This window comes from Allobosea sp. GW823-FHT02B03 (assembly GCF_058797755.1).
In genome coordinates, this window is record NZ_JBXAJY010000002.1 from 823,759 (window position 1) to 846,482 (window position 22,724).

The 22,724-nt window shown below is 69.6% G+C and carries 21 protein-coding genes; 10 read left to right on the forward strand and 11 right to left on the reverse strand.

What is annotated here, in order from left to right:
• Window position 1: 1 nt before the first annotated feature.
• Complete coding sequence (gene petA, locus AC1REK_RS09000; RefSeq protein ID WP_316016813.1) at window positions 2-553, reverse strand: ubiquinol-cytochrome c reductase iron-sulfur subunit; 552 nt, start codon at window positions 551-553, stop codon at window positions 2-4.
• A gap of 194 nt (window positions 554-747) precedes the next feature.
• Window positions 748-2,613: an ABC transporter ATP-binding protein gene (locus AC1REK_RS09005; protein ID WP_492268315.1), complete on the reverse strand. Its 1,866-nt coding sequence runs from the start codon at window positions 2,611-2,613 to the stop codon at window positions 748-750.
• 277 nt (window positions 2,614-2,890) lie between these two features.
• Between AC1REK_RS09005 and AC1REK_RS09010 the strand changes: the two genes are divergently transcribed.
• Genes AC1REK_RS09010 through hemF form a run of 3 tightly spaced genes read left to right on the forward strand, consistent with a single transcriptional unit; the run spans window position 2,891 to window position 4,809 of the window.
• Window positions 2,891-3,349 (forward strand): RidA family protein, encoded by a 459-nt coding sequence (locus AC1REK_RS09010; RefSeq protein WP_316016815.1) that lies wholly within the window; start codon window positions 2,891-2,893, stop codon window positions 3,347-3,349.
• A 45-nt stretch (window positions 3,350-3,394) separates the two neighbouring features.
• Window positions 3,395-3,865 (forward strand): tRNA (cytidine(34)-2'-O)-methyltransferase, encoded by a 471-nt coding sequence (locus AC1REK_RS09015; RefSeq protein WP_492268314.1) that lies wholly within the window; start codon window positions 3,395-3,397, stop codon window positions 3,863-3,865.
• A 20-nt stretch (window positions 3,866-3,885) separates the two neighbouring features.
• Entirely contained in the window at window positions 3,886-4,809 is a 924-nt protein-coding gene (gene hemF / locus AC1REK_RS09020; protein ID WP_492268313.1) for an oxygen-dependent coproporphyrinogen oxidase, read from the forward strand.
• A gap of 72 nt (window positions 4,810-4,881) precedes the next feature.
• On the opposite strand, the gene AC1REK_RS09025 is transcribed toward hemF, so the two are convergent.
• The 4 genes from AC1REK_RS09025 to AC1REK_RS09040 all read right to left on the reverse strand — a co-directional run bounded on the left by AC1REK_RS09025 (window position 4,882) and on the right by AC1REK_RS09040 (window position 7,714).
• The gene (locus AC1REK_RS09025; RefSeq protein WP_492268312.1) at window positions 4,882-6,132 is read right to left on the reverse strand and encodes a CCA tRNA nucleotidyltransferase; all 1,251 of its coding nucleotides are present in this window, start codon (window positions 6,130-6,132) and stop codon (window positions 4,882-4,884) included.
• Window positions 6,119-6,385, reverse strand: coding sequence for a DUF6111 family protein (locus tag AC1REK_RS09030; protein ID WP_316016819.1), 267 nt, complete (start codon window positions 6,383-6,385; stop codon window positions 6,119-6,121). The genes AC1REK_RS09025 and AC1REK_RS09030 overlap by 14 nt, the downstream gene beginning before the upstream one ends.
• 70 nt (window positions 6,386-6,455) lie before the next feature.
• Entirely contained in the window at window positions 6,456-7,133 is a 678-nt protein-coding gene (locus AC1REK_RS09035; RefSeq protein WP_492268311.1) for a CoA pyrophosphatase, read from the reverse strand.
• The gene (locus AC1REK_RS09040; protein ID WP_492268310.1) at window positions 7,133-7,714 is read right to left on the reverse strand and encodes a DUF1285 domain-containing protein; all 582 of its coding nucleotides are present in this window, start codon (window positions 7,712-7,714) and stop codon (window positions 7,133-7,135) included. The genes AC1REK_RS09035 and AC1REK_RS09040 overlap by 1 nt, the downstream gene beginning before the upstream one ends.
• A 184-nt stretch (window positions 7,715-7,898) precedes the next feature.
• Between AC1REK_RS09040 and AC1REK_RS09045 the strand changes: the two genes are divergently transcribed.
• From AC1REK_RS09045 to AC1REK_RS09060, 4 genes are read left to right on the forward strand one after another with little or no spacing between them, the layout of a single operon-like run.
• Window positions 7,899-8,927, forward strand: coding sequence for an AAA family ATPase (locus AC1REK_RS09045; RefSeq protein WP_066471049.1), 1,029 nt, complete (start codon window positions 7,899-7,901; stop codon window positions 8,925-8,927).
• Between the two features lie 10 nt (window positions 8,928-8,937).
• Window positions 8,938-9,852 (forward strand): DUF58 domain-containing protein, encoded by a 915-nt coding sequence (locus AC1REK_RS09050; protein WP_316016822.1) that lies wholly within the window; start codon window positions 8,938-8,940, stop codon window positions 9,850-9,852.
• Window positions 9,853-9,868: 16 nt separating this feature from the next.
• Window positions 9,869-12,691, forward strand: a complete 2,823-nt coding sequence (locus AC1REK_RS09055; protein ID WP_492268672.1) for a DUF4159 domain-containing protein — start codon at window positions 9,869-9,871, stop codon at window positions 12,689-12,691.
• 35 nt (window positions 12,692-12,726) lie between these two features.
• Entirely contained in the window at window positions 12,727-14,814 is a 2,088-nt protein-coding gene (locus AC1REK_RS09060; protein WP_492268309.1) for a hypothetical protein, read from the forward strand.
• Between the two features lie 64 nt (window positions 14,815-14,878).
• Here the strand turns inward: AC1REK_RS09060 and AC1REK_RS09065 are convergent, their stop codons facing one another.
• The 5 genes from AC1REK_RS09065 to AC1REK_RS09085 form a co-directional block, all read right to left on the reverse strand.
• A complete protein-coding gene (locus tag AC1REK_RS09065; RefSeq protein WP_316016824.1) occupies window positions 14,879-15,379 on the reverse strand; it encodes a GNAT family N-acetyltransferase in 501 nt (166 codons plus the stop codon).
• A gap of 66 nt (window positions 15,380-15,445) precedes the next feature.
• Window positions 15,446-16,285 carry a class I SAM-dependent methyltransferase gene (locus AC1REK_RS09070; RefSeq protein ID WP_492268308.1) on the reverse strand — a complete coding sequence of 280 codons (840 nt, stop codon included), beginning with the start codon at window positions 16,283-16,285 and terminating at the stop codon, window positions 15,446-15,448.
• Window positions 16,282-17,334, reverse strand: coding sequence for a glycosyltransferase family 4 protein (locus AC1REK_RS09075; protein WP_492268307.1), 1,053 nt, complete (start codon window positions 17,332-17,334; stop codon window positions 16,282-16,284). Before AC1REK_RS09075 ends, AC1REK_RS09070 begins: the two co-directional genes overlap by 4 nt.
• Complete coding sequence (locus AC1REK_RS09080) at window positions 17,331-17,732, reverse strand: 6-pyruvoyl trahydropterin synthase family protein (protein WP_316016827.1); 402 nt, start codon at window positions 17,730-17,732, stop codon at window positions 17,331-17,333. Before AC1REK_RS09080 ends, AC1REK_RS09075 begins: the two co-directional genes overlap by 4 nt.
• 62 nt (window positions 17,733-17,794) lie before the next feature.
• Window positions 17,795-18,856, reverse strand: coding sequence for a zinc-dependent alcohol dehydrogenase (locus AC1REK_RS09085; RefSeq protein WP_492268306.1), 1,062 nt, complete (start codon window positions 18,854-18,856; stop codon window positions 17,795-17,797).
• Between AC1REK_RS09085 and mdoH the strand changes: the two genes are divergently transcribed.
• From mdoH to AC1REK_RS09100, 3 genes are all read left to right on the forward strand, one after another.
• Window positions 18,855-20,672: a glucans biosynthesis glucosyltransferase MdoH gene (gene mdoH / locus AC1REK_RS09090; RefSeq protein WP_492268305.1), complete on the forward strand. Its 1,818-nt coding sequence runs from the start codon at window positions 18,855-18,857 to the stop codon at window positions 20,670-20,672. The two genes, AC1REK_RS09085 and mdoH, sit on opposite strands and share 2 nt — an antisense overlap.
• Window positions 20,669-21,427: an FkbM family methyltransferase gene (locus AC1REK_RS09095; RefSeq protein ID WP_492268304.1), complete on the forward strand. Its 759-nt coding sequence runs from the start codon at window positions 20,669-20,671 to the stop codon at window positions 21,425-21,427. Before mdoH ends, AC1REK_RS09095 begins: the two co-directional genes overlap by 4 nt.
• Before the next feature lie 165 nt (window positions 21,428-21,592).
• A complete protein-coding gene (locus AC1REK_RS09100) occupies window positions 21,593-22,576 on the forward strand; it encodes a hypothetical protein (protein ID WP_492268303.1) in 984 nt (327 codons plus the stop codon).
• Window positions 22,577-22,724: the final 148 nt, after the last annotated feature.

Here is a 22,724-nt window from a genome sequence, read left to right on the forward strand (position 1 = left end):
CTCAGCCGATCTTGATCTTGGTGTCCGCCATGAACGCATAGGGCGGAATGGGAAGGTTCAGCGGCGCAGGTCCCTTGCGGATGCGGCCCGACGAATCGTAGTGCGAGCCATGGCAGGGGCAGAACCAGCCGTCGTAATCACCCTTCGGGTCGCCCGGCGCATTGCCGAGCGGCACGCAGCCGAGATGGGTGCAGTTGCCGTAGACCACGAGGAACTGCGCATGGCCTTCCTTGACGCGCTCCTGGTCGGACTGCGGATCGGGCAGCGTCGCGACGTTCACCGCGCGGGCCTCGTCGATTTCCTTCTTGGTGCGGTGACGCACGAAGATCAGCTTGCCGCGCCAGAACAGCTTGATCGCCTGACCTTCCGCGATCGGGGCCAGATCGAGCTCGATCGGGGCGCCGGCGGCAACGGTCTGCGCGTCGGGGGCGAGCTGGCTGATCAGCGGCACCAGGACCGCGCCGGCTCCAACAATGCCTGCAGCACCGGTCGCCAGCATCAGGAAGTCACGGCGGGTGGTCTCGGTGCCTGTCGTCTCGGTCGCGTGCGCCACGATCCAGTTCCCTACTCGGCCGCCGGCCCTGCCGGCTCAAACAAAAATGTCAGGCGTCCGCAATGCGAACGCCTGCCTCAGCCGCCGTGAGGCAGCTTGTCGGCTCGGGGCTCTTTGGCATGCAGTTTTGATGAAGTCTACTGTCGCTCGCGCCGCAGCCTGTCGCGGCGCAGCAACCCGGCCTTGCGGCAGGCTCAGACCGGAATCTGGTCGCTGTCCGCCAACGCCAGGAAGCCGCCGGACTGGTGCGCCCAGAGCCGCGCATAGAGGCCACCGCGCGCGACGAGCTCTGCATGGCTGCCACTGTCGACGATCCTGCCCTTGTCGAGCACGATCAACCGGTCGAGCGCCGCGATCGTCGAAAGCCGGTGGGCGATCGCGATCACTGTCTTGCCTTCCATCAGCGTGGCGAGCTGCGCCTGGATCTCGGCTTCCACCTCCGAATCGAGCGCGGAGGTCGCCTCGTCGAGGATCAGGATCGGCGCGTCCTTGAGCAGCACGCGCGCGATAGCGATGCGCTGGCGCTGCCCGCCCGAAAGCTTGACGCCGCGCTCGCCGACCCGCGATTCGAAGCCCTTGCGCCCGTCCTGGTCGGTCAGGCCGAGCACGAACTCATGGGCGGCCGCCCGGCGCGCGGCCTCGGCGATTTCAGCTTCCGTGGCGCCGATCCGGCCATAGGCGATATTGTCGCCGATCGAGCGGTGCAGGAGCGAATTGTCCTGCGTGACCATGCCGATCTGCGCCCGCAGCGATTCCTGCGTGACGCCGGCGATGTCCTGGCCGTCAATCAGGATGCGGCCGCTTTCGAGCGGGTAGAGCCGCAGCAGGAGGTTGACCAGGGTCGACTTGCCGGCCCCTGACGGGCCGACCAGGCCGACCTTCTCGCCGGGGCGGATGTCGAGGTCGAGCCCCTCGAAAAGCCCGGTCTTGCGGCCGTAATTGAAGCGGACCTGCTCGAAGCGCACCGCGCCGTCGGTGACCGCCAGCGGCTTCGCGTCCGGCGCGTCGCTGAGATCGTGCGGCTTGGCGATCGTCTCCATGCTCTCCTGCACCGAGCCGATGTTCTCGAAGATGCCGCGGACCAGATGGATCAGCCAGGTCGACATCTGTACGAGACGCAGGACGAGACCGATTGACGCAGCCACCGCGCCGGGGGTCATTTCGCCGTGGCTCCACAGCGTCAGGCAGAGCCAGGCCGTCACCACGACGAGCAGGCTGTTCATCGTCTGCAGGATGACGCTGACGCCGGTGATCAGCCGCGACAGGTTGAGGAAGGAATCGTTCCAGCGCGTCAGCGAATCGCGCACCGCCGAGCGCTCGGCGTCGGCGCGGGCGAAGAGCTTGACCGTGAGGATGTTGGTGTAGGCGTCGACGATGCGCCCGGTCGTGGTCGAGCGGCCGAGCGAGTTCGCCTCCGAGCGCTTCTTGGCGCGCGGCACGAAATAGATCAGCAGCGTCACATAGGCGGCGAGCCAGACGATCACTGGCAAAGCGAGCCACAGACTGGTCGAGCCGAAGAAGCCGATCGCCACTGAGGCGAAGATCAGCGCGTACCAGAGATCGTCGATCACCTCGATGGTCGCGCCGCGAATGGCCTGGCCGGCCTGGATCACCCGGGCGGAGAGCCGGCCGGCGAAATCGTTCTGGAAATAGGAAAGCGCGTGGCCGAGCGTGTAGACATGGTTGCGCCAGCGGATCTGGTTGGTGATCTGCGGCACCACGACCTGGTCGACGATGGCATGGTTGGCGAAATAGACCAGCGGCCGCACCACCACCACGAGAAAGGCCGCGCCGGCGAGTAGCCAGCCATGTTCGCGGAACACCGTCTCGGGCGACTGGGTGGTGAGCAGGTCGACGAACCAGCCGACCATCAGATACATCGCCGCCTCGATGCCGGAAAAGCCGAGGCCGGTCAGCATGATCAGCGCCATCCAGCCCTTCACGCCCTTGATGTGGTGCCACATGAAGGGGAAGACGCCGCGCGGCGGCGTCCTGGTCTCGTCGAAGGGCTCGAAGACGTCGACGCGGCTTTCGAGGAACCGGAACAGCGGGGCGAACATGGACGTGGGATCGCCCTCCTAGGCAGGCAATGGCTACGTGACCGATATGGTGCGTGCAGCTTGCGGCAACCAGAGCCTGCAAGCGCGGCTCCGTCATGCCATGACAGCAGACTGCAGCATGGCGCAAGCGCGCCGCCCTGCAGTGGCCGCAGGATCTACGACGAAAGACTCCCGACTTAAGTTGCAATCGCGCCGGTTTCCTGCTTGCCGCGCATCATCACCCCGCAGAGCATGAGGCCGCGCCGCGCATGAAGGCGGCGATCCGGAGGTCTGCTCGATGATCAGGTTTCACGCCGCGCTCGCTTTGGCGGGCACACTCCTTCTGGCCACACAGGCCATCGCCCAGACCGCGGGCAAGACGGTGATCGCGACACCGAACGCGCCCGAGGCGATCGGCCCCTATTCGCAGGCGATCAAGGTCGGGAACATGGTGTTTCTCGCCGGGCAGGTCGCGATCGATCCGAAGACCAAGCAGTTCATGAAGGACGCCAGCATCGAGGACCAGACGAGGCAGACGCTCGAAAACCTCAAGGCCGTGCTCGAAGCCGACGGCCTGACCATGGACCATATCGTCTCGACCAACGTTTTCCTGAAGGACCTCAACGATTTCGGCAAGATGAACGGGGTCTATGGCAGTTATTTCAAGACCGCCCCGCCGGCACGCGCCACGGTCGAGGTCGCGCGCCTTCCCCTGGATGCGAAGGTCGAGATCGTCGCCATCGCCGTCCGCCCCTGAGCGTGATGCCTTGACGCCGGCAGGCGCAGCGCGGATGACGCGCCCATGCTGCGCCTCGCCCTCTACCAGCCCGACATTCCGCAGAACGCCGGCACGATGATCCGCATGGCGGCCTGCCTCGGTGTCGCCGTCGACATCGTCGAGCCGGCCTCCTTCGACGTGTCCGACCGCAATTTCCGTCGCTCGGGCATGGATTATCTCGAACGCGCCGCGATCACGCGGCATATTTCCTTCGGCGCCTTCGAGAGCTGGCGCCGCGACGCCGGTCACCGCCTGGTCCTGGCTGAGACGGACGGCGCCGTTGCCCATACCGCATTCGCCTTCCGGCCCGGCGACATCGTGCTGGTCGGGCGCGAATCGGCCGGCGTACCCTCCGAGGTCGCGGCAGCGGCAGATGCCAGCGTGCATGTGCCGATGCGCCCGGGATTGCGTTCGCTCAATGTCGCCATCGCCGCCGCGCTGGTAGTTGGCGAGGCCTTGCGGCAGCTTGGCGGCTATCCAGTCCCGGCCGCCTGACGCATTCGAACGAGAAAGACATGCAACAGCAAGAGACTGCGAGCCCTAGCTTCGACCCCGCCGCCGTGGAGGCGCTGAAGCCGCGCGCCGCCGCCTGGTTCGAGAGCCTGCGCGACCGCATCTGCGCCGCCTTCGAGGCGATCGAGGACGAGGCGGCGGGCCCCTACCCGCCCGAGAGCTCGACGCCCGGCCGCTTCGTCCGCACACCCTGGCAGCGCCGCAACCATGACGGCGCCCCTGGCGGTGGCGGCGTGATGTCGCTGATGAGCGGGCGCGTCTTCGAGAAGGTCGGCGTCCATGTCTCGACCGTGCATGGCACCTTCGCGCCGGAATTCGCCGGCCAAATTCCGGGCTCGGCCGAGGATCCGCGCTTTCACGCCACCGGCATCTCGCTGATCGCCCATCCCTGGAATCCGCACGCACCGACCGTGCACATGAACACCCGCTTCGTCGTGACGACCAAGCCCTGGTTCGGCGGCGGCGCCGACCTGACGCCGGTGCTGGTGCGGCGCCGCGAGCAGGACGACCCCGATGCGCAGGCCTTCCACGCCGCGATGCGGACGCCTTGCGAGGCCCATGCCGGCGTCGCCGACTATGCCCGCTTCAAGGCCTGGTGCGACGAGTATTTCTTCCTGAAGCATCGGGGCGAGCCGCGCGGCATCGGCGGCATCTTCTACGATTATGTCTGGAGCGGCGAGCCGGAGGCCGATCTCGCCTTCACCCGCGCCGTGGGCGAGGCCTTCCTCGACATCTACCCGAGGATCATGCGCGCCAATCTCGGCACGCCCTGGACCGAGGCCGACCGGCACGAGCAGCAGGTCCGCCGCGGCCGCTATGTCGAGTTCAACCTGCTCTACGACCGCGGCACGATCTTCGGCCTGCGTACCGGCGGCAATGTCGATTCGATCCTGTCCTCGCTGCCGCCGACGGTGCGGTGGCCGTAATCACGGCCCGCCGCTGAGGCACGTTATCGCCCCGGAGCACCGCAGCAGCGGCGCTCCGGGCGACCGGTAAGCTTATGCCGGCGACAGCATAGCGGCCGCTTTTGCGACCAGCGCCATCTGCTCGTCGCGCCCGGCCGGACAGCCGGCCGCGGTCCAGTCGCGCCGCGCCTGCTCCAGCACCTGCCCGAGCAGCGGCCCCGCCGCCACGCCGAGCGCCAGCAGATCCTTGCCGCTCGGCAGGAAGCGCGGCGTCTGGCCGAGGCCGGCGATGAGCGCCTGCCCTTCTTCCGCCCGCGCCGCGCCCGCGGTGGCGTTCAGCAGCACGAGCGCCGCGGCGACCGCATCGGTCCCGACACGGTGCGCCGTCTCGCGCAGCTCGGCGAGGGCAGGCAGGCTCTCGCGCCCTGAAACAGTCTCGAGCGCCAGCGCGATCGCCTCGATCCGCCCTGACTCGGCATTCGACAGCCGCAGCTTTTCGCGCAGCCGCGCCGCGTCCTCGCGGGTCAGGACCGCCAGGGCCGCCAGCCTGAAATCCGGATGGACGCGATCCCCACCCTGTTCGCCGTCGCCGGCCATCGCCTCGAAGCGCGAGAGCTGCGGCACGCCGCCGATGACCGGCACCAACAGCCCGGCCCCAGCCATCGCCCGCAATGTCGAGGCGGCGCGCGGTGCGGCGAGCAGCTTCAGCAGTTCCGCCCGCACCCGCTCGCGCGACAAGCCTTCGAGCCCGGCCCGCCCCTCGGTGCAGGCTTCGAGCGCCGCCTTGTCCGGCTCGCCCGCGCCATAGCGGGCATGGAAGCGGAAGAAGCGCAGGATGCGCAGATAATCCTCGGCGATGCGCTCGCGCGCCTGCCCGATGAAGCGGACCCGGCGCGCCGCCAGATCGCCCACTCCGCCGGCATAGTCGTGCAGCCGACCTTCGGCATCGAGCCCGAGCGCATTGATGGTGAAGTCGCGCCGCAGCGCGTCCTGCCGGAAATCGCGACCGAAGGCGACGACGGCGTGTCGGCCGTCGGTCTCGACATCGCGGCGCAGCGTCGTGACCTCGAAAGGCATGCCGGCGACCACGACGGTGATCGTCCCATGCTCGATCCCGGTCGGTACGGGCTTGAAGCCGGCCGCCTTCGCCCGCCGCACCGTTTCCTCCGGCAGCGCGGTCGTCGCGACATCGATATCCGCCACCTCTTCGCCGAGCAGCGCATTGCGGACGGCGCCGCCCACGATGCGCGCCTCCTCGCCGTCCCGGTTCAGCGCCGCCATCAGCGCCGCGACCTCGCCCCGCGCCAGCAACGGCGCGAGCCGGCCTTGCTCAGGGCTTGTCATTGAACTGGCCCGGCACCAGCTGGCCGCCCTCGACATGCGGCGGCACGAAGGCGCCGGTGTGCCGCGGGGCGACGATGCCGGCATAGATGAAGGCGGAGATGCCGAGGACGAGCCCGACCACCGAAAGCCAGAACAGGTGGCCGCTCCAGTGCTCGACGTCGAAGGGATTGCGCCGCCGGATCACGAGGTAGCCCGCGAACAGGCAGAAGGGCAGGACGAAGAGCAGGAACTCCTCGATCAGCGTGCGCAGCATCAGGCGTGACCTATTCCAGCGAGCATGACGCCGAACGCTGGCTTCTGGTCTTCGAACGACATCATCTGCTTCAGAACTCTCCGGTGGCCAGGCGCTCGTAAAGATTGCGGATCATCCCGGCCGTTGCACCCCAGATATAGTGACCGTCATGCGGCATCGCATAGTAGGTGCGATGTCGCCCCTTCCATTCGCGGGCATGGCGCTGGTGGTTGGCCGGATCCATCAGGAAGGACAGCGGGGTCTCGAAGGCCTCGTCGACCTCATGCCGATTAATCGTCAGTGCGAGCGGCGGCTCGACCAGCCCGACCACCGGCACGACGCGATAACCCGTTCCGGTCAGATAGGCGTCGAGATAGCCGACGGTCCTGACCCTGTCGCGCGCCAGCCCGATCTCCTCCTCCGCCTCGCGCAGTGCCGCGATCAGCGGCGAGCCGTCGACCGCGTCCACCCGCCCGCCGGGGAAGGCAACCTGCCCGGAATGGTTGCGCAGCGCGGTCGCCCGCTGCGTCAGCAGCACGGTCGGCTCGCCAGGATGCAGCACGATCGGGATCAGCACTGCCGCCGCGATCGCGCCCGCCTCGTCGGGGATCTCGACCGGCTCCTCCTGCAGGTCGTGGTCGCCGCGCGGCCGGGCGATCAGGTCGCCGAAAGCCGGAGGCACGGCGCGCAGCCTTCCTGCCAGCACATCGGCGATATCGGAGAAATCCCAATCCCGTCCCTGCCTTAGCAAACGTCCGGAAACCGGCATCACAGCCCCTCGATCTCGCTCGCCGGCGCGACGACATAGAATGCCCCCGCGACCGCGACGCCGAACTGGCGGGCGCCGTCGACCTCGCGGACTTCCCCGAGCGCCAGCAGGTCGTAGGTCAGCGCCCGCGTCACCCGCGCCCAGAGGTCACGACGGACATGCACATAGGGCTTCACCCCATCACTGCTTGAGCGCTCGAACCGAATCGGATGCTCGCCATCGACATTCACGACCTCGTCGACCTGCGTGCGGAAGGCGATGCTGCGCCCGTCGCCCTCCCCTGACACCGCCATCTCGACCGCCTGGAACGGCGCATCCTCGACCTTGATCCCGACCTTTTCGACCGGGGTCACGAGAAAGTAATCGCCTCCCTCGCGCCACAGCACCGAGGAGAAGAGCTTGACCAGAGCCGGACGGCCGATCGGCGTGCCCAGATAAAACCAGGTGCCGTCGCTGGCGATGCGCATGTCGAGATCGCCGCAAAAAGGCGGATTCCAGCGCTCTACCGGCGGCAGGCCGCGCGTTTTACCGTTACCCAACGCGCCGAGCAGCCGGTCCATGGCGCTTCCCGTCTCACTCATCTGTGACCTGTTTCCTGCCTGCGGCATGCCGGTTGCATCGCTTTCTCGCCTTGAACTCTACATAATCGTGAAGCGCAGTGTTGTGCACCGGCACGCACAGGCCCCTTGAGCCGGTCCCTCCCCGGGGCCACAGTTCCGGATTACAGGTCATGGCCGCGCCGCGGCGAGGCTGAAGGAGATCGCCATGGTGGCGCAAGCCCGCGCACAGTCCCAGGAAGCCGGAGCCCCGATCAATCTCGACGACGGCGTCGTCGAGGCGGCCGAGGCGGCCCTTGCCGCCATCGGCGCCGCCCGCGACGAGATCGGCCAGGTGATCTTCGGCCAGCAGAAGGTCGTCGACCTCTCGCTGGTCACGCTGCTCGCCGGCGGACACGGCCTCCTGGTCGGTGTGCCCGGCCTCGCCAAGACCAAGCTCGTCGAGGCGATGGGCACCGTGCTCGGCCTCTCGGCGCGGCGCGTGCAGTTCACCCCCGACCTGATGCCTTCCGACATTCTCGGCTCCGAGGTTCTCGACGAGAGCGCCGACGGCAAGCGCCATTTCCGCTTCATCCGCGGCCCGGTCTTCGCCCAGCTCCTGATGGCCGACGAGATCAACCGCGCCTCGCCGCGCACCCAGTCGGCCCTGCTCCAGGCGATGCAGGAGCACCATGTCACCGTCGCCGGCGAGAGCCATGACCTGCCGGCGCCCTTCCATGTCCTCGCCACCCAGAACCCGATCGAGCAGGAAGGCACCTATCCGCTGCCCGAGGCCCAGCTCGACCGCTTCCTGCTCCAGATCGACGTCGACTATCCCGATCGCGAGGCCGAGCGCCGCATCCTGCTCGAGACCACCGGCGTCGCCGAGCACAAGCCCGTCCAGGCGATGACGGCCGAGACGCTGATGTCGACACAGCGGCTGGTGCGCCGCCTGCCGGTCGGCGAAGCCGTCGTCGACGCCATTCTCGACCTCGTCCGCTCGGCCCGCCCGGGCGATGGCGACAAGGCGGTCACCGACAAGCTCGCCTGGGGGCCGGGTCCGCGCGCCAGCCAGGCGCTGACGCTCGCCGCCCGCGCCCGTGCGCTGGTCGAAGGCCGGCTCGCGCCCTCGATCGACGATGTCGCGGCCCTGGCGGCGCCGGTGCTGAAGCACCGCATCGCCCTGACCTTCGCCGCGCGCGCCGATGGCGAGACCGTCGAAAGCGTCGTCGCCAGGCTGGTCGAGCGCCTGGGATGAGGGAAAGCTGATGCTCCGCACGCGCGTCCTCGGACCGGCCGAACGCCAGCCGGCCCAGCCGGTCCTCAAGGCTTCGCTCGATCTCGCCGCCCGCCTGCCGCGGCTGGTCCTCGAGGCGCGCCGGGTCTCGGCCAGCGTGCACGGCATCCATGGTCGCCGCCGCTCCGGCCCGGGCGAGACCTTCTGGCAATACCGGCCGCTGGTCGCCGGCGAATCCGCCTCGCGCATTGATTGGCGCCGCTCCGCCCGCGACGGCCATCTCTTCGTGCGTGAGCGCGAATGGGAGGCCTCGCACGCGATCTGGCTGTGGATCGACCGCTCGGCTTCGATGGGTTTCTCCTCGTCGCTGGCGCTGGCCAGCAAGGTCGACCGCGCCCTCGTCGCCGGTTTCGCTCTGGCCGAGGCGCTGGTCGAGGGCGGCGAGCGCGTCGGCCATATGGGGCTGACCCGGGCGCTGGCCTCGCGCCGCATCGTCGAGTCCCTGGCGCAGGCGATCCTCGCCGACAGGCATGGCGGCGATGCCGACCTGCCGCCTGACCAGCCGCTGCCGCGCCTGGCGGAAGCCATCCTGATCACCGACGCGCTCACGCCGGCCGAGGGCCTTGCCAGGCGCATCGCCACCATGGCGAGCAGCGGCGCCAAGGGCCACCTCCTCCTGATCGTCGATCCGATCGAGGAGACCTTCCCCTTCTCCGGCCAGGCCGAATTGTTCGATCTCGAGGACGGGCTGTCGTTGCGCGTCGGCGATGCCGGCGCCTGGGGCGAGGAGTATCGCCAGCGCCTGCAGGCGCATCGCGACGCCATCCGCGAGGCCTGCCGCCATGCCGGCTGGACCCTGACCCTTCACCGCACCGACCGGCCAGCCAGCGAGGGCGTGCTGCGCATCGCCAGCCTGATCGCCGCCTCGCGCGGCCCGGGCGGCTGAGGGAGGGCGAGCCATGCTGTCATCCCTGCCGATCGCCTTTTCCGCCCCGCTGGCCCTGATCGCGCTCGCTTTGCTGCCCGCGCTCTGGCTGATCTTGCGGGTCACGCCGCCCCGGCCGCGGCGGATCGACTTCCCGCCGCTGAAGATCATGCGCGACCTTGTCGCCAAGCGCGAAATGCCGGCCCATACGCCCTGGTGGCTGCTGGCGCTGCGCATGGCGGTGGCGGCGCTCGCCATCCTCGCCGTCGCCGGCCCGGTCTGGAACCCGGTGCGCGACGCCGCCGCCCTGCGCGGCCCGCTGCTGCTGGTGATCGACAACGGCTTCGGCGCCGCCACCGACTGGACCGAGCGGCTCGCCATTGCCGAGAACCGGGTCGCCGCCGCGGCCCGCGATGGTCGCGCCGTCGCCCTGGTCGGCCTCGCCGAGGCCCCGGCCGAGATCGCGCTCTCCGAGCCGCGCGCCGCCGTCGAGCGCCTGCGCGCCTTCTCGCTGCAGCCGCACGCGCCCGATCGCGGCGCCCATCTGCAGCGCCTCGAAGCCTTCTGGCGGGCTCAACCGCAGGCCGAGACCGTCTGGATCGCCGACGGGCTCGGGCTCGGCGGCGACGACGACTTTCTCGCAAGGATGCGGCAGGAGGCCTCGGGCGGACGCCTGTCGATCCATACCAGCCCGGCCGATCAGCTCGCGCTGACGGCGCCGGAGAACCTCGCCGGCGCGCTCACCGTCAAGGTGCTGCGTCCGAGCGTGAATGCCGCCGCCAGCGGCCAGGTCAGGGCGCTCGACCTCAAGGGCCTGCCGCTCGGCGACGCGCCCTTCGTCTTCGGCACCACCGAATTGCAGACCACGGCCAGGCTGACGCTGCCGATCGAGGTCCGCAACGCCGTCTCCAGGCTCGAGATCGTCGGCGAGCGCAGCGCCGGGGCCGTCGCTTTGCTCGACGACCGCGCCAAGCGCCGCCGTGTCGGCATCGTCTCCGGCACCACCGCCGACACCGCCCAGCCCCTGCTCTCGCCGACCTATTATGTCTCGCGGGCGCTCTCGCCCTTCGCCGAGATTCGCGAGCCGCGCGCCGGCTCGACCGATCCGATCGGCGAATTGCTGGCCCAGAACCTCTCCGTGCTGGTGCTGGCCGATATCGGCGCGCTCGATCGCGACACCGCCGACAAGGTCAACGCCTTCATCGAGCGTGGCGGCGTGCTGCTGCGCTTCGCCGGTGCACGCCTCGCCGCGGCTTCCGACGAGCTGACGCCGGTGCGCCTGCGCCGCGGCGGCCGCACCCTCGGCGGCGGCCTGTCCTGGGAGACGCCGCGCAAGCTCGCCCCGTTCAACCGCGAGAGCCCCTTCTTCGGCACGCAGGTCAGCGACGAGATCAGGGTCAGCCGCCAGATCCTGGCCGAACCCGAGCCCGACCTCGCTCGCAAGACCTGGGCGGCGCTGGAGGACGGCACGCCCGTCGTCACCGGCGAGCGACGCGGCGACGGCATGCTCGCCATGATGCACGTCACCGCCGACACGACCTGGTCGAACCTGCCGCTCTCGGGCCTCTTCGTCGAGATGCTGCGCAAGATCGTTGCCCTGTCCGGGACCGACGCCGCGGAGGCGCAGGCCGGCGATGTCAGGATCGAGACCTTGTCGCCGACCCGGGTTCTCGACGGGCTCGGCGCCTTCCGCAGCCCGCCGGTGACGGCACAGCCGGTGCCGCGCAGCTTCACCGGCCGCGCCATCCTCGCCCACCCGCCCGGCATCTACGGGCCCAGCGACGGAACCATGGCCGTGAACACGCTCGCTCCGGCCGACAATCTCGCCGCGCTCGACCTTGCCTCGCTCGGCGCCCCGCTGCTGCCGGTCGACCAGCCGGTCGCCAAGGACATGAGGCCGCTGCTCCTTGTGCTGGCGCTCGTCCTGCTCGTCGCCGACACGCTGGCGACGCTCTGGCTCGGCGGCCGGCTCAACATCGCGCGCCGCCGCGCCGCGCCGGTCGCGCTGTTGTTCGCGCTCGGCTTCGGCCTGCTCGCCGCCCCCGAAGGACTACGGGCGCAGCCCGCCACCACGCCTGTGCCCGCGGCTCCGGCCGACCAGCGCCCGCCGATCCCGCGCGAACTCTTCGCCGCCGGCGCGGTGACGCGCCTCGCCTATGTCGTCACCGGCGACAAATCGGTCGACGAGATGTCGAAGGCCGGGCTCGCCGGGCTCAACATCGTGCTCGGCGCCCGCACCGCCCTAGAACCCGGCGAAGCGGTCGGCGTCGACGTCGCCCGCGACGAGCTCGCCTTTTTCCCGATCCTGTACTGGCCCGTCGTCGCCGGCCGTCCGATCCCTTCCGCCGAGACTCTGCGCAAGCTCGAAGCCTATATGAAGGGCGGCGGCCTCGTGATCTTCGACACCCGCGACGCGATGAGCGCCCGGCCCGGCGGCGGCGCGACGCCCGAGGGCGACCAGCTCCGCCGCATGCTCCAGACCCTGGATATTCCGGAGCTGGAGCCGATCCCGCGCGACCACGTCCTGACCAAGACCTTCTACATCCTCGACGGCTTCGTCGGTCGCTACGACACAGGCACGACCTGGGTCGAGATCCTGCCGCCGGCCGGCGAGGATGGCCGGCGCCCGGCCCGCGCCGGCGACAGCGTCTCGCCGATCGTCATCACCTCGAACGACCTCGCTTCAGCCTGGGCCGTAGGCCGGCGTGGCGAAGCGCTCGTCCCGATGTCGGGCAGCGATCCGCGCCAGCGCGAAATGGCGCTGCGCGCCGGCGTCAACCTCGTGATGTACGCTCTCACCGGCAACTACAAGGCTGACCAGGTTCACGTCCCGGCCCTGCTGGAAAGGCTGGGGCAGTGATGCGGCGGACCGGCATGGGATTGGAATTCTAGCCGATGTGGAGCCTGACCTTCGCCCCGCTGGTGCCGCTGCCGCTGCTGATCGGACTCGCGGTTCTGTCCGCGCTCGCCGCCGGCGCGGCGCTGGTGCTCGCCGGCCGCAGCGCCATCCTGCGCGCCCTGGCGCTGACCGTGCTGACGATCGCGCTCGCCGACCCGTCACTGGTCTTCGAGGAGCGCGAGCCGGTCAAGGACGTCGTCGCCGTCGTCGTCGACCGCTCCGGCTCGAACCGCCTCTCCGATCGCAGTGCGCAGACACAGGCCGCCCAGGCCGAGGTCGAGAACCAGCTGCGCGGCGTCAGCGGAGTCGAGACGCGTACCGTCGAAGTTACCGACGCGCAGGGCGCCGGCGACGGCACAAGGCTGTTCGAGGCGCTGGCCTCCAGCCTCGCCGACGTTCCCTCGGAGCGTGTCGCCGGAGCGATCGTGATCACCGACGGACTCGCCCATGATGCACCGGCCAATGCCGAGGCGCTCGGCCTGCGCGCCCCGCTCCACGTTCTGACCACCGGCCGCGAGCGTGAGATCGACCGCCGCATCGTGCTGGTCGATTCCCCGCGCTTCGGCATCGTCGGCAAGGATCAGAACATCCGCCTGCGCGTCGTCGAGAAGGGCGGCCCGGGCCGCGCCGCTCTCACCGTGCGTCGCGACGGCGAGGTCATCGCGCGCCGCGAGGTCATCGCCGGGCAGACGGTGCAGGTGCCGGTCAGGATCGACCGCGGTGGGCCGAACGTCGTCGAGATCGAGGCCGCGCCGCTCGACAACGAGCTGACGCTCGCCAACAACCGCGCCGTCATCACCATCGAGGGCGTCAGGGACAAGCTGCGCGTGCTTCTGGTCTCCGGCGAGCCGCATCCGGGCGAGCGCACCTGGCGCAACCTGCTCAAGGCCGACGCCAATGTCGACCTCGTCCACTTCACCATCCTGCGCCCGCCGGAGAAGCAGGACGGCACGCCGATCAACGAGCTGTCGCTGATCGCCTTCCCGACGCGCGAGCTCTTCCAGGTCAAGATCAAGGATTTCGACCTGATCATCTTCGACCGCTACGCCAACCAGTCGATCCTGCCGCTGCTCTACTTCGACAACATCGTCCGCTATGTCCGCGAGGGCGGCGCCCTGCTCGTCGCAGCTGGCCCGGAATATTCCGGCTCGCAATCGCTCGCGCGCACGCCGCTCGGCCAGATCCTGCCGGCGCAGCCCGATGGCAGCGTCATCGACGAGGCCTACCGCGCCCGCGTCAGCGAGCCCGGCCGCCGCCACCCGGTCACCCGCGACCTGCCGGGCGCCGAGGTCGAGCCGCCGCGCTGGGGCGAATGGCTGCGCATGGTCGGCGCCCGCGCCCGCACTGGCTCGGCTGTGATGACCGGTCCGGGCGAGCGCCCGCTGCTGATGCTGGCGCGCGAGCAGAAGGGCCGCGTCGCCCTCTTCCTCTCCGACCATGCCTGGCTCTGGGCCCGCGGCTTCCGCGATGGCGGCCCGCATCTCGATCTGCTGCGCCGTCTCGGCCACTGGCTGATGAAGGAGCCCGATCTGGAGGAGGAGGCGCTGCGTGCTGTCGCCCGCGGCCGCAATCTCGAGATCGAGCGCCAGACGCTTGGCGATGCGCCGGCTCCCGCGACGATCACCGCGCCCGACGGCTCGACGCGCACCGTGCCCTTCGAGCCCGGCCGCCCCGGCCTGTTCACCGCCCGCACCGCGACGACCGAGTTCGGTCTGCACAAGGTCACCACCGAGAATCTCACTGCCTTCGCCAGCGTCGGCCCGGAGAACCCGCGCGAACTGATGGAAGTGGTCAGCGACCCCACCCAGTTGCAGGCACTGGCGGAAGCGACCGGCGGCTCCTCGCGCCGCATCGGCCAGGAGAACGGCTCCGGCGTCAGCGTGCCGCGCATCGTGCCGGTGCGCTCGGGCCGGCAATTCGCCGGCGCCGACTGGATCGGCCTGCGCATCAGCGATTCCGGCATCGTCCGCGGCGTGCAGATCTCGCCGCTGTTCATCGGGCTGATCGGGCTTGCCCTGCTGTTCGGCGCGCTGGTCGCCGGCTGGATCGGCGAGAGCGGCCGCAGATTCCGCAAGGAAAGCTGACCCGCGCCGTCATTCCGGGGCATGCCGCAGGCACGAACCCGGAATGGCGACAGAGAGCCTGGTCCTACCGCAGCGCCGCCACCGCGCCGCTGCGCCTCGCCAGCACGCCTTCGGCGAGTTCGAGCGCCAGGAAGCGGCCGGGATCGGCCGGCCCGGGCAGGACGAGCTGGCCGGGCTTCACCGGCTTGAAGCCGAAGCGGGCGTAATAGGGCGCGTCACCGACCAGCAGGATCAGCTCATGGCCCTGGCCGCGCGCCGCCTCGATCGCCGCGTTCATCAGCGCAGCGCCGATTCCCCTGCCCTCGAAGGCCGGATCGACCGTCAGCGGGCCAAGCATCAGCCCGGGACCGCCGCCAGCGAGGATCGGCGTCACCCGGACCGAGCCGACCAGGAAGGTGCCGACATGGCTGGCGAAGGAGAGCGTCGGCTCGTGCGGCCGGCCCTCGCGCAGGCGCGAGGCGGTGCGGGCGAAGCGCCCCGGCCCGAAGGCGCGCTCGTGCAGGCGCTCGATCGCCGCGGCGTCGCCCGGCAGTTCCTGGCGGATGGTCAGAGGCAGGGAGGTCATGGTCGGCAGCGGGATGGCGGAATTTGCATGAAATGGCAATCGTGTGGTGGCCGCGACCCGGCGGAGTCAGACCGGCCGGGCCCACAGGTCGAGATGGCCGATCCGGCCGGAACCCGCCTTGGCGCGGGCGGCGAGCCAGCTCGCGATCGTCTCCGCATCGACATGGCCGGTCTCCGCCACTGCCGCCGCGATGCCGGCCGTGAGCTCGCGCGTCAGCGCGGCGCTGCCGGCGTCCAGCACCCAGGGGCTCTCGCCCACGGTGACGGCGCTTCCCGACTTGCGGAAAGCCTGCGCCAGCGTCTCGGTCGCTTCCGGGCCGGCGGCAGGGCCAAAACCCTTGTCGGTGTGCTGGTGATGGTTGAAGGCGGCCAGCATCTTCGCATCGGCGGGATGGGCCGGCTCCCAGCTCTCGCGCCCGTCATAGGTCAGCGCCGTGTAGAGCGGCAGGCGCTGGCTCACCAGCGAGGCGACGAAACGCTCGAGCCAGCGCACCGAGGTCAGGTCGAACAGGGCGGCGGCGGTGACGAGGTCGGGCTGCCAGCCGAGCACCCATTCCAGATCCGTGTTGAGATCGGCCTTGCGAAAATCGACGGTCAGCGACTTGTCGCCCTTGCGCAGCACCAGCTCCTCGCCCAGCGCCTCCGCCTCGTCGGCCCAGGCGGTGAGGCGCTCGCGGGCCACGGCCAGCAGGGCCGGGTCGAAATCGACCAGCGTCCAGTACTGGCGCGCCGGCAACACCGAATAGGTGCCGCGCAGATTCGAGCCGGCGCCGCAGCCGAGATCGATCACCGTCAGCGACTGCCGGCTGGCGAAGGCGGCACCGACCGCGGCCAGCACCTGCGGATTGCGGGCGGCATGGTCGGCCGGCTCGCGCAGGGCGAGCCAATCCGGAGAGAATCCACTCATGGCGACACCTTCGCACAGGTTTGCGCGACGATTGTCGCGGTGTCTCGCCAGCGCGGCAATGCACCGGCTGCATGCCACGCGGCGTCGGCGCGTCTTCTACGCTCCCCGGCATCGGAGAGCAGCCGGGCGAGCCCGGCCTGCAACGCCGCGACATCGCCGGGCGGGACCTTGAGCGCGGCTGCGTCCGGCGCGGTCTCGGCCGCCGCACCGCCGGTGGTGCAGAGGATCGGCAGGCCACGGGCGAGGGCTTCCGTCAGCACCATGCCATAGCCCTCGAACAGCGAGGGCATCACGAAGAGGTCGGTGCCGGCATAGGCCGCTTCCAGCGACGGTTGGTCGAGCGCCCCCGCGAGCCGGATGCGATCGCCGAGGCCCGCTTCGGCGATCTGCGCCGCCAGCGCCGCCGCCGTCTCCGGCGAACGGTCGGCCGCGCCGATGATGGTCAGCCGCCAGTTCTTCTCTTCGAGCCCGGCAAGGGCCGAGACCAGCACGTCATAGCCCTTGCGCGGCACCAACGAGCCGACCGCCAGGAGCTGAAGCGGCCCTCCGTCCGGTGAGCCGGAAGCGCGCGGCGCAGGGTCGACACCGGGCTCCGCCACGGTGATCCGTGCTTCCGGCACGAAGAAATCCACGACCAGCATGCGCTTGGTGTTCTGGCTGGTGGCGATGACGGCGCTGGCATAGCGGAGAGCCGCCGTCTCCCGCGCCAGCAGGGCGGCGGCGCGCTCCGGGTCAAGTCCGGTCTCGAGACCGAGCGGATGATGGACCAGCGCGACGACACGTCCGGCGAGCCCAGCGGCGAGCCCTTCCGGGAAGGCGCCATAGGCGAGCCCGTCGATCAGCAGCACCCGGTCATAGGGCTGCGACAGGATCAGCCGGCCGGCCTCGGCGAGATCGGCCTCGCTCGGTGCCGGAAAGCTGCCGGGCAGCTTGAGATGATGCGCCGCCACGCCGATCTGGGCCCATTCAGCCAGCAGCCGCCGATCATAAGCGTAGCCGCCGGTCGGCAGCGAAAGATCGCCGGGGATGGCGAAGGCGATCTCGCTCACGCGAGCGCGCCCTCATAGCTGGCGCGGGCAAGATCGGTCTCGTGCAGGGTGACACGGATCTTGGCGAGATCGGCGGCATCGGCGCCGAGCTTGCCGGAACGGGCCGCCGCCGCCATCGCGTCGAAAATGTACTTGCAGAGGAATTCGGTGGTGGTCAGCACGCCCTGGAATTGCGGCAGGGTGTCGAGATTCTTGTAGTTCAGCGGCTTCAGCGTCTGGTTCAGCACGGAAAGCGCCGCACCGATATCGACCACCACGTTGTGCCGGGTCAGGCTCTCGCGGAAGAAGGCGACATCGACCACGAAAGTCGCGCCATGCATGGCCTGCGCCGGGCCGAAGAACGGATCGGGCAGCGAATGGCCGATCATGATGCGGTCGCGGACTTCGACGGAAAACATGGACAGTCTCCTTCAGCCCAGCCTGCTTAAGCCCGTCGCGCGCTTCTGCCTACCCTTCAACATCAATAGCGCAGCACCGCCGTGATCCCCTTGCCCGCAAACAGCAGCGGCAGCCGCGCGGGCGCCTCCGCGAAGGCGATCTCCTCAGTGATCAGCGCGTCGAGCCGCTCGTCGGCCAGCAGCGCCAGCGCGGCCTGCGCCCGGCGCGCGTAGTCGAAGCGCGACCGGCGCGACGGCGAAACCTGCCCGACCTGCGACGAGACCAGCTGCAGGCGCTTCGAATGGAAGGCCCCGCCGAGCGGGGCGGCGACCGCGCCCTCGCCATACCAGCTCAATTCGACGATCCGGGCCTCGAAGCCGGCCGCGCCGATCGCGGTCGCGAGTCCGGGCGCGCTGGCGCTGGCATGAAAGACGAGATCGGCGTCTCCCGGGCAGTCCTGCGGCTGGGCGAAGCCAAAGCCGAGCGCCTCTGCCAATGCGGCGCGGGCGGGATCGACATCGACCAACGTCACCTCTGCGCCCGGCAGTTGCGCGGCGATGAACGCGCTCAGCAGGCCGAGCACCCCGCCGCCGACCACGACGATGCGGTCGGCCGGGCCGGAGCCGGCATCCCAATGCGCGTTCAGCGCGGTCTCCATGTTGGCGGCAAGCACGGCCCGCCTCGCCGGCACCGTATTCGGCACGCGCGAAACCCGGCTCGCCGACACCACGAAGCGGTCCTGATGCGGGTAGAGGCAGAACACCGTCTCGCCGAGCAGCGCAGGGGGCCCTTCCTCGACGATCCCGACGGCGCAATAGCCGTATTTCACCGGGAACGGGAACGCCCCTTCCTGGAAGGGCGCGCGCATGCGCTCATGCTCGGCGACCGGCACCCGCCCCTCGAAGACGAGCCGCTCGGTGCCGCGACTAATGCCGCTCCACAGCGTCCGGACGAGGCAGTCCTCCGGCCCGCGCTGCGGCAGAGGAAGATCGTTCAGGGCGCATTCACGCGGCGCGACATACCAGAGCGCTGTCGCAGCCGCTTTGCCGCTTGCCTTGGCGGGCTTTGCCGGTTCTATCACGCAGATCCTCCGCGACGTTCCCTGCAGCTTCAGCTCAGCCCAGCGCATGACAGAGACCGCCATGAACCAGCGTCCCGGTCCGACCACGTTCCAGGCGGCGGCGCAAGAGCCAGGACTCGACCGCGGCCTGACACCGGCCGGCCTGCAGCGGACCGCCAGCCTGCGCTCGCGCCGGCTGCTGGTCGCAGGCCTCAATCTCGCGACGCTCGCCGCCCTGCTCTACGGCCTCGCCCATGTGCTGGCAGCAGGCGGCTGGAGCCTCGCCGACATCGTGATCTTCGTCGCCTTCCTGTTCGGCGCGCCCTGGACGGTGCTGGGCTTCTGGAACGCCGCGATCGGCCTCTGGCTGCTGCATGGCGTCGAGGACGGGCTCGAGCGCGTCGCGCCCTTCGCCGCGGCCGGCGACGCGGCCACCCCGCTCGCCATCCGCACGGCGATCCTGATGACCTTGCGCAACGAGGACCCGGCACGCGCCTTCCGCCGTCTCGCCATCGTCAAGCAGAGCCTCGACGCCACTGGAGAAGGCGCCTGGTTCGACTATTTCGTGCTCTCCGACACCAATGACGCCGCCGTGGCCGAAGCCGAGGAAGAGCTCGCAGCCGCCTTCGCCGCGACGATCGGCGACGCCTCGCGCCTGACCTATCGCCGCCGCACCGACAATGCCGGCTACAAGGCCGGCAATGTCCGCGATTTCTGCGAGCGCTGGGGCGACCGCTACGAGCTGATGCTGCCGCTCGACGCCGATAGCGTCATGTCAGGCGACGCCATCATCAAACTGACGCGGATGATGCAGGCCTGGCCGAAGCTCGGCATCCTGCAGAGCCTGGTCGTCGGCATGCCCAGCAAGTCCGCGTTTGCGCGCATCTTCCAGTTCGGCATGCGCCACGGCATGCGGCCCTACACCATGGGCTCGGCCTGGTGGATCGGCGATTGCGGCCCGTTCTGGGGCCATAACGCCCTAGTCCGCATCGCGCCCTTCCGTGACCAATGCCACCTGCCGGTGCTGCCGGGCGGCCCGCCGCTCGGCGGCGCCGTGATGAGCCATGACCAGGTCGAGGCGACCTTGATGCGCCGCGCCGGCTACGAGGTCCGCGTGCTGCCGGTCGAGATGGGCAGCTGGGAGGAGAACCCGCCGACCATGCTCGAATTCGCCAGGCGCGACCTGCGCTGGTGCCTCGGCAACCTGCAATATCTCAAGCTGATGGATATTCCGGGGCTCAAGTTCATGAGCCGCTTCCAGCTCGCCTGGGCGATCCTGATGTTCATCGGCCTGCCTGCCTGGACGCTGATGATCGCGCTGCTGCCGCTCAAGGTCTGGCAGGACCGCGGCATCCTCGATTATCCCGCCGGCCTCGCCGCCTTCCTCTATGTCCTGTTCTTCACGATGTATCTCTCGCCGAAGCTCGCGGGCTTTGCCGACATCCTGCTCAGCAAGGACGGCACGAAGCGCTATGGCGGCACCGCCCGCTTCGTCACCTCCTCGCTGATCGAAGTGGTCTTCGCCTTCCTGCAGGGCGCGGTCTCGACCTTCCGGACCACGATCTTCATGGTCGGCCTCGCCTTCGGCAAGGCGAAGATCGGCTGGAACGGCCAGGCCCGCGATGCCCACGCCCTCTCCTTCGCCACCGCCTTCGAAGGCCTGTGGCCGCATCTGCTCTTCGGTCTCTACATCTTCGGCACGCTCGCTCTGCTCTCGCCGACGGTACTGATCTGGTCGCTGCCGCTGACGGCCGGCTATCTCCTTGCGATCCCCTTCGCGATGCTGACGGCTTCGCCTGCACTCGGCCGCTGGTTCGCACGTCGCGGCCTCTGCGGCATCCCCGAGGATTTCGACCCGCCGCGCGAGCTGGTCGCCATCCAGGCGGACGAGCCGAAATGAAGCCCGTCGCCTATCCCAGGGGCACCGCGAAGAGCCTGTCGCGCTCGCTGCGCGTCTATTATGGCGATAGCGCCCGCAACGCCGCCATGGACGCGCTCTATGCGCGCTTCCTAAGAGCTGGTGACCTCGCCTTCGACATCGGCTCGCATGTCGGCGACCGCATCTCCAGCTTTCGCCGGCTCGGCGCGCGCGTCGTGGCGCTCGAACCGCAGCCCGGCCCGGCCCGCGCCATCCGGCTGATCCATGGCCGCGATCCCGACGTCACCCTGGTCGAGGCCGCCTGCGGCGACCGGCCGGGCACGGTGACGCTCAGGATCAACAGCGCGAACCCGACGGTCTCGACCGTCTCGACGGATTTCGTCGGTGCCGCCGTCGACGCCGATGGCTGGCGCGAGCAGATCTGGGATCGTGAGATCGAGGTTCCCTGCACCACGCTCGACGCGTTGATCTGCCAGCACGGCATGCCGGCCTTCATCAAGGTCGACGTCGAGGGTTTCGAGGCGCATGTCCTCGCCGGCCTGACGCGGCCGATCCCGGCGCTCTCCTTCGAGTTCACCACGATCCAGCGCGACGTCGCCGAGGCCTGCCTGGCGCTGGTCGAGGCGCTCGGCCCCTACCGGTTCAACGTCGCACTCGGCGAGAGCCAGACGCTCGTCTTTCCCGAGGCCGTCGGCGCCGAGGCGATGGGCGGCCATCTGCGCGATCTGCCGCACGCCGCGAATTCCGGCGACGTCTATGCGGTTCTGCCGCGCTGACGGCGGCGATCCGAGCGGCCTGACGGGCGAGGCAGCATCGCCGCGCGCTTTCGCCGGCGCGCGGCCTTCTTTATGAAGCCATGGGAATGCCGGCCGGCGCCAGCCAGCCTGCGTTCATCTCGCCGCACTCACCATGGCGGCCCGCTCCGCTTTCGAAGGATGGACATGCTCAGCCTCGCCCGCCCGCTCGCCGTCTCGCTCGCCCTGCTGATCTCGGCCGCCACCGGCCATGCCGCCAGCGACGTCGTCGTCGAGGTCAAGAACGAGTCGGAGCCGGTGCTCTGCGCCGAGAAGGACAACGTCACCATCAAGGCGATCTCGCCCGAGGTCCGGCGCTTCCGCATCGAAGCGGCGCACCCGGCCTATATCGCCGGGCTGCTGCGCGACAACTGGGATGCCGACTGGACCGATTGCGACATGAGTGGCGATCCCGTCCACAAGGCGCCGGTGCCGCCGCAGCGCATCACCTTCTACGAGAGCATCGAGTACTGGCTGGTCGGCTACACCTTCGAGAGCTTCTGGCGCCCGGCCGACACCACCTTCCGGGTCGGCGACCGCGTCGAGAAGGGGCTGCATCTCGTCCAGCTCTGGAAGCTCGGCAAGACCGGTTCCTATGAGGTTCTGGTGGTCTATCCGCAGGACGGCTACTGGCGCGTCCGGCCGCTGCCGCCGCCGCAGCTCTCCGCCGCCGCCTACGGCTCCTCCTTCCTGTTCGGGCCGATCGAGCAGGACGGCGCACGGCCGGTCGTGAACATCAAGGAGATCGCCTTCGATCCGAAGACGCTCTCCTTCAATCTCGCCTTCAAGGACGGCTCCTCCGGCACCCTCAAGCTCGACAGCGTCGATCAGGACCGCATGGTGCTCGACGCAGTGCTCGACAAGCCGGTCACCGGCGGCAAGGCCTTCGCCGCCCTGCGCTCGATGTATGTCACCGAGTTCAACAACGACGTCGCCCGCATCGCCATCCGCGAGCCCGGCGCCAAGGGCTGGCGCGAGGAGCCGCTAATGCCCTTCGCCGGCGGCAAGGCGACCGATGTCTGGATGGGCCGCGCCACCCATTCGCGCCACAACACCTCCTCGCCCGACATGGTCTTCCGCAGCTTCTCGAAGGACCCGAACCCGCCGGCCAAGCCGGAGGCGAAGAAGTAGCCTTCCTCAAGCTCTCGACTGGTCGTCCCGGACAAGCCGCAAAGCGGCGCCGATCCGGGACCCATGCCTGAACCGTTCCGGCATGAATACCGGGTCTCCCTCCGGTCGCCCGGGACGACAGTGAGTGTTTCGAGCGGGACGCATGGGC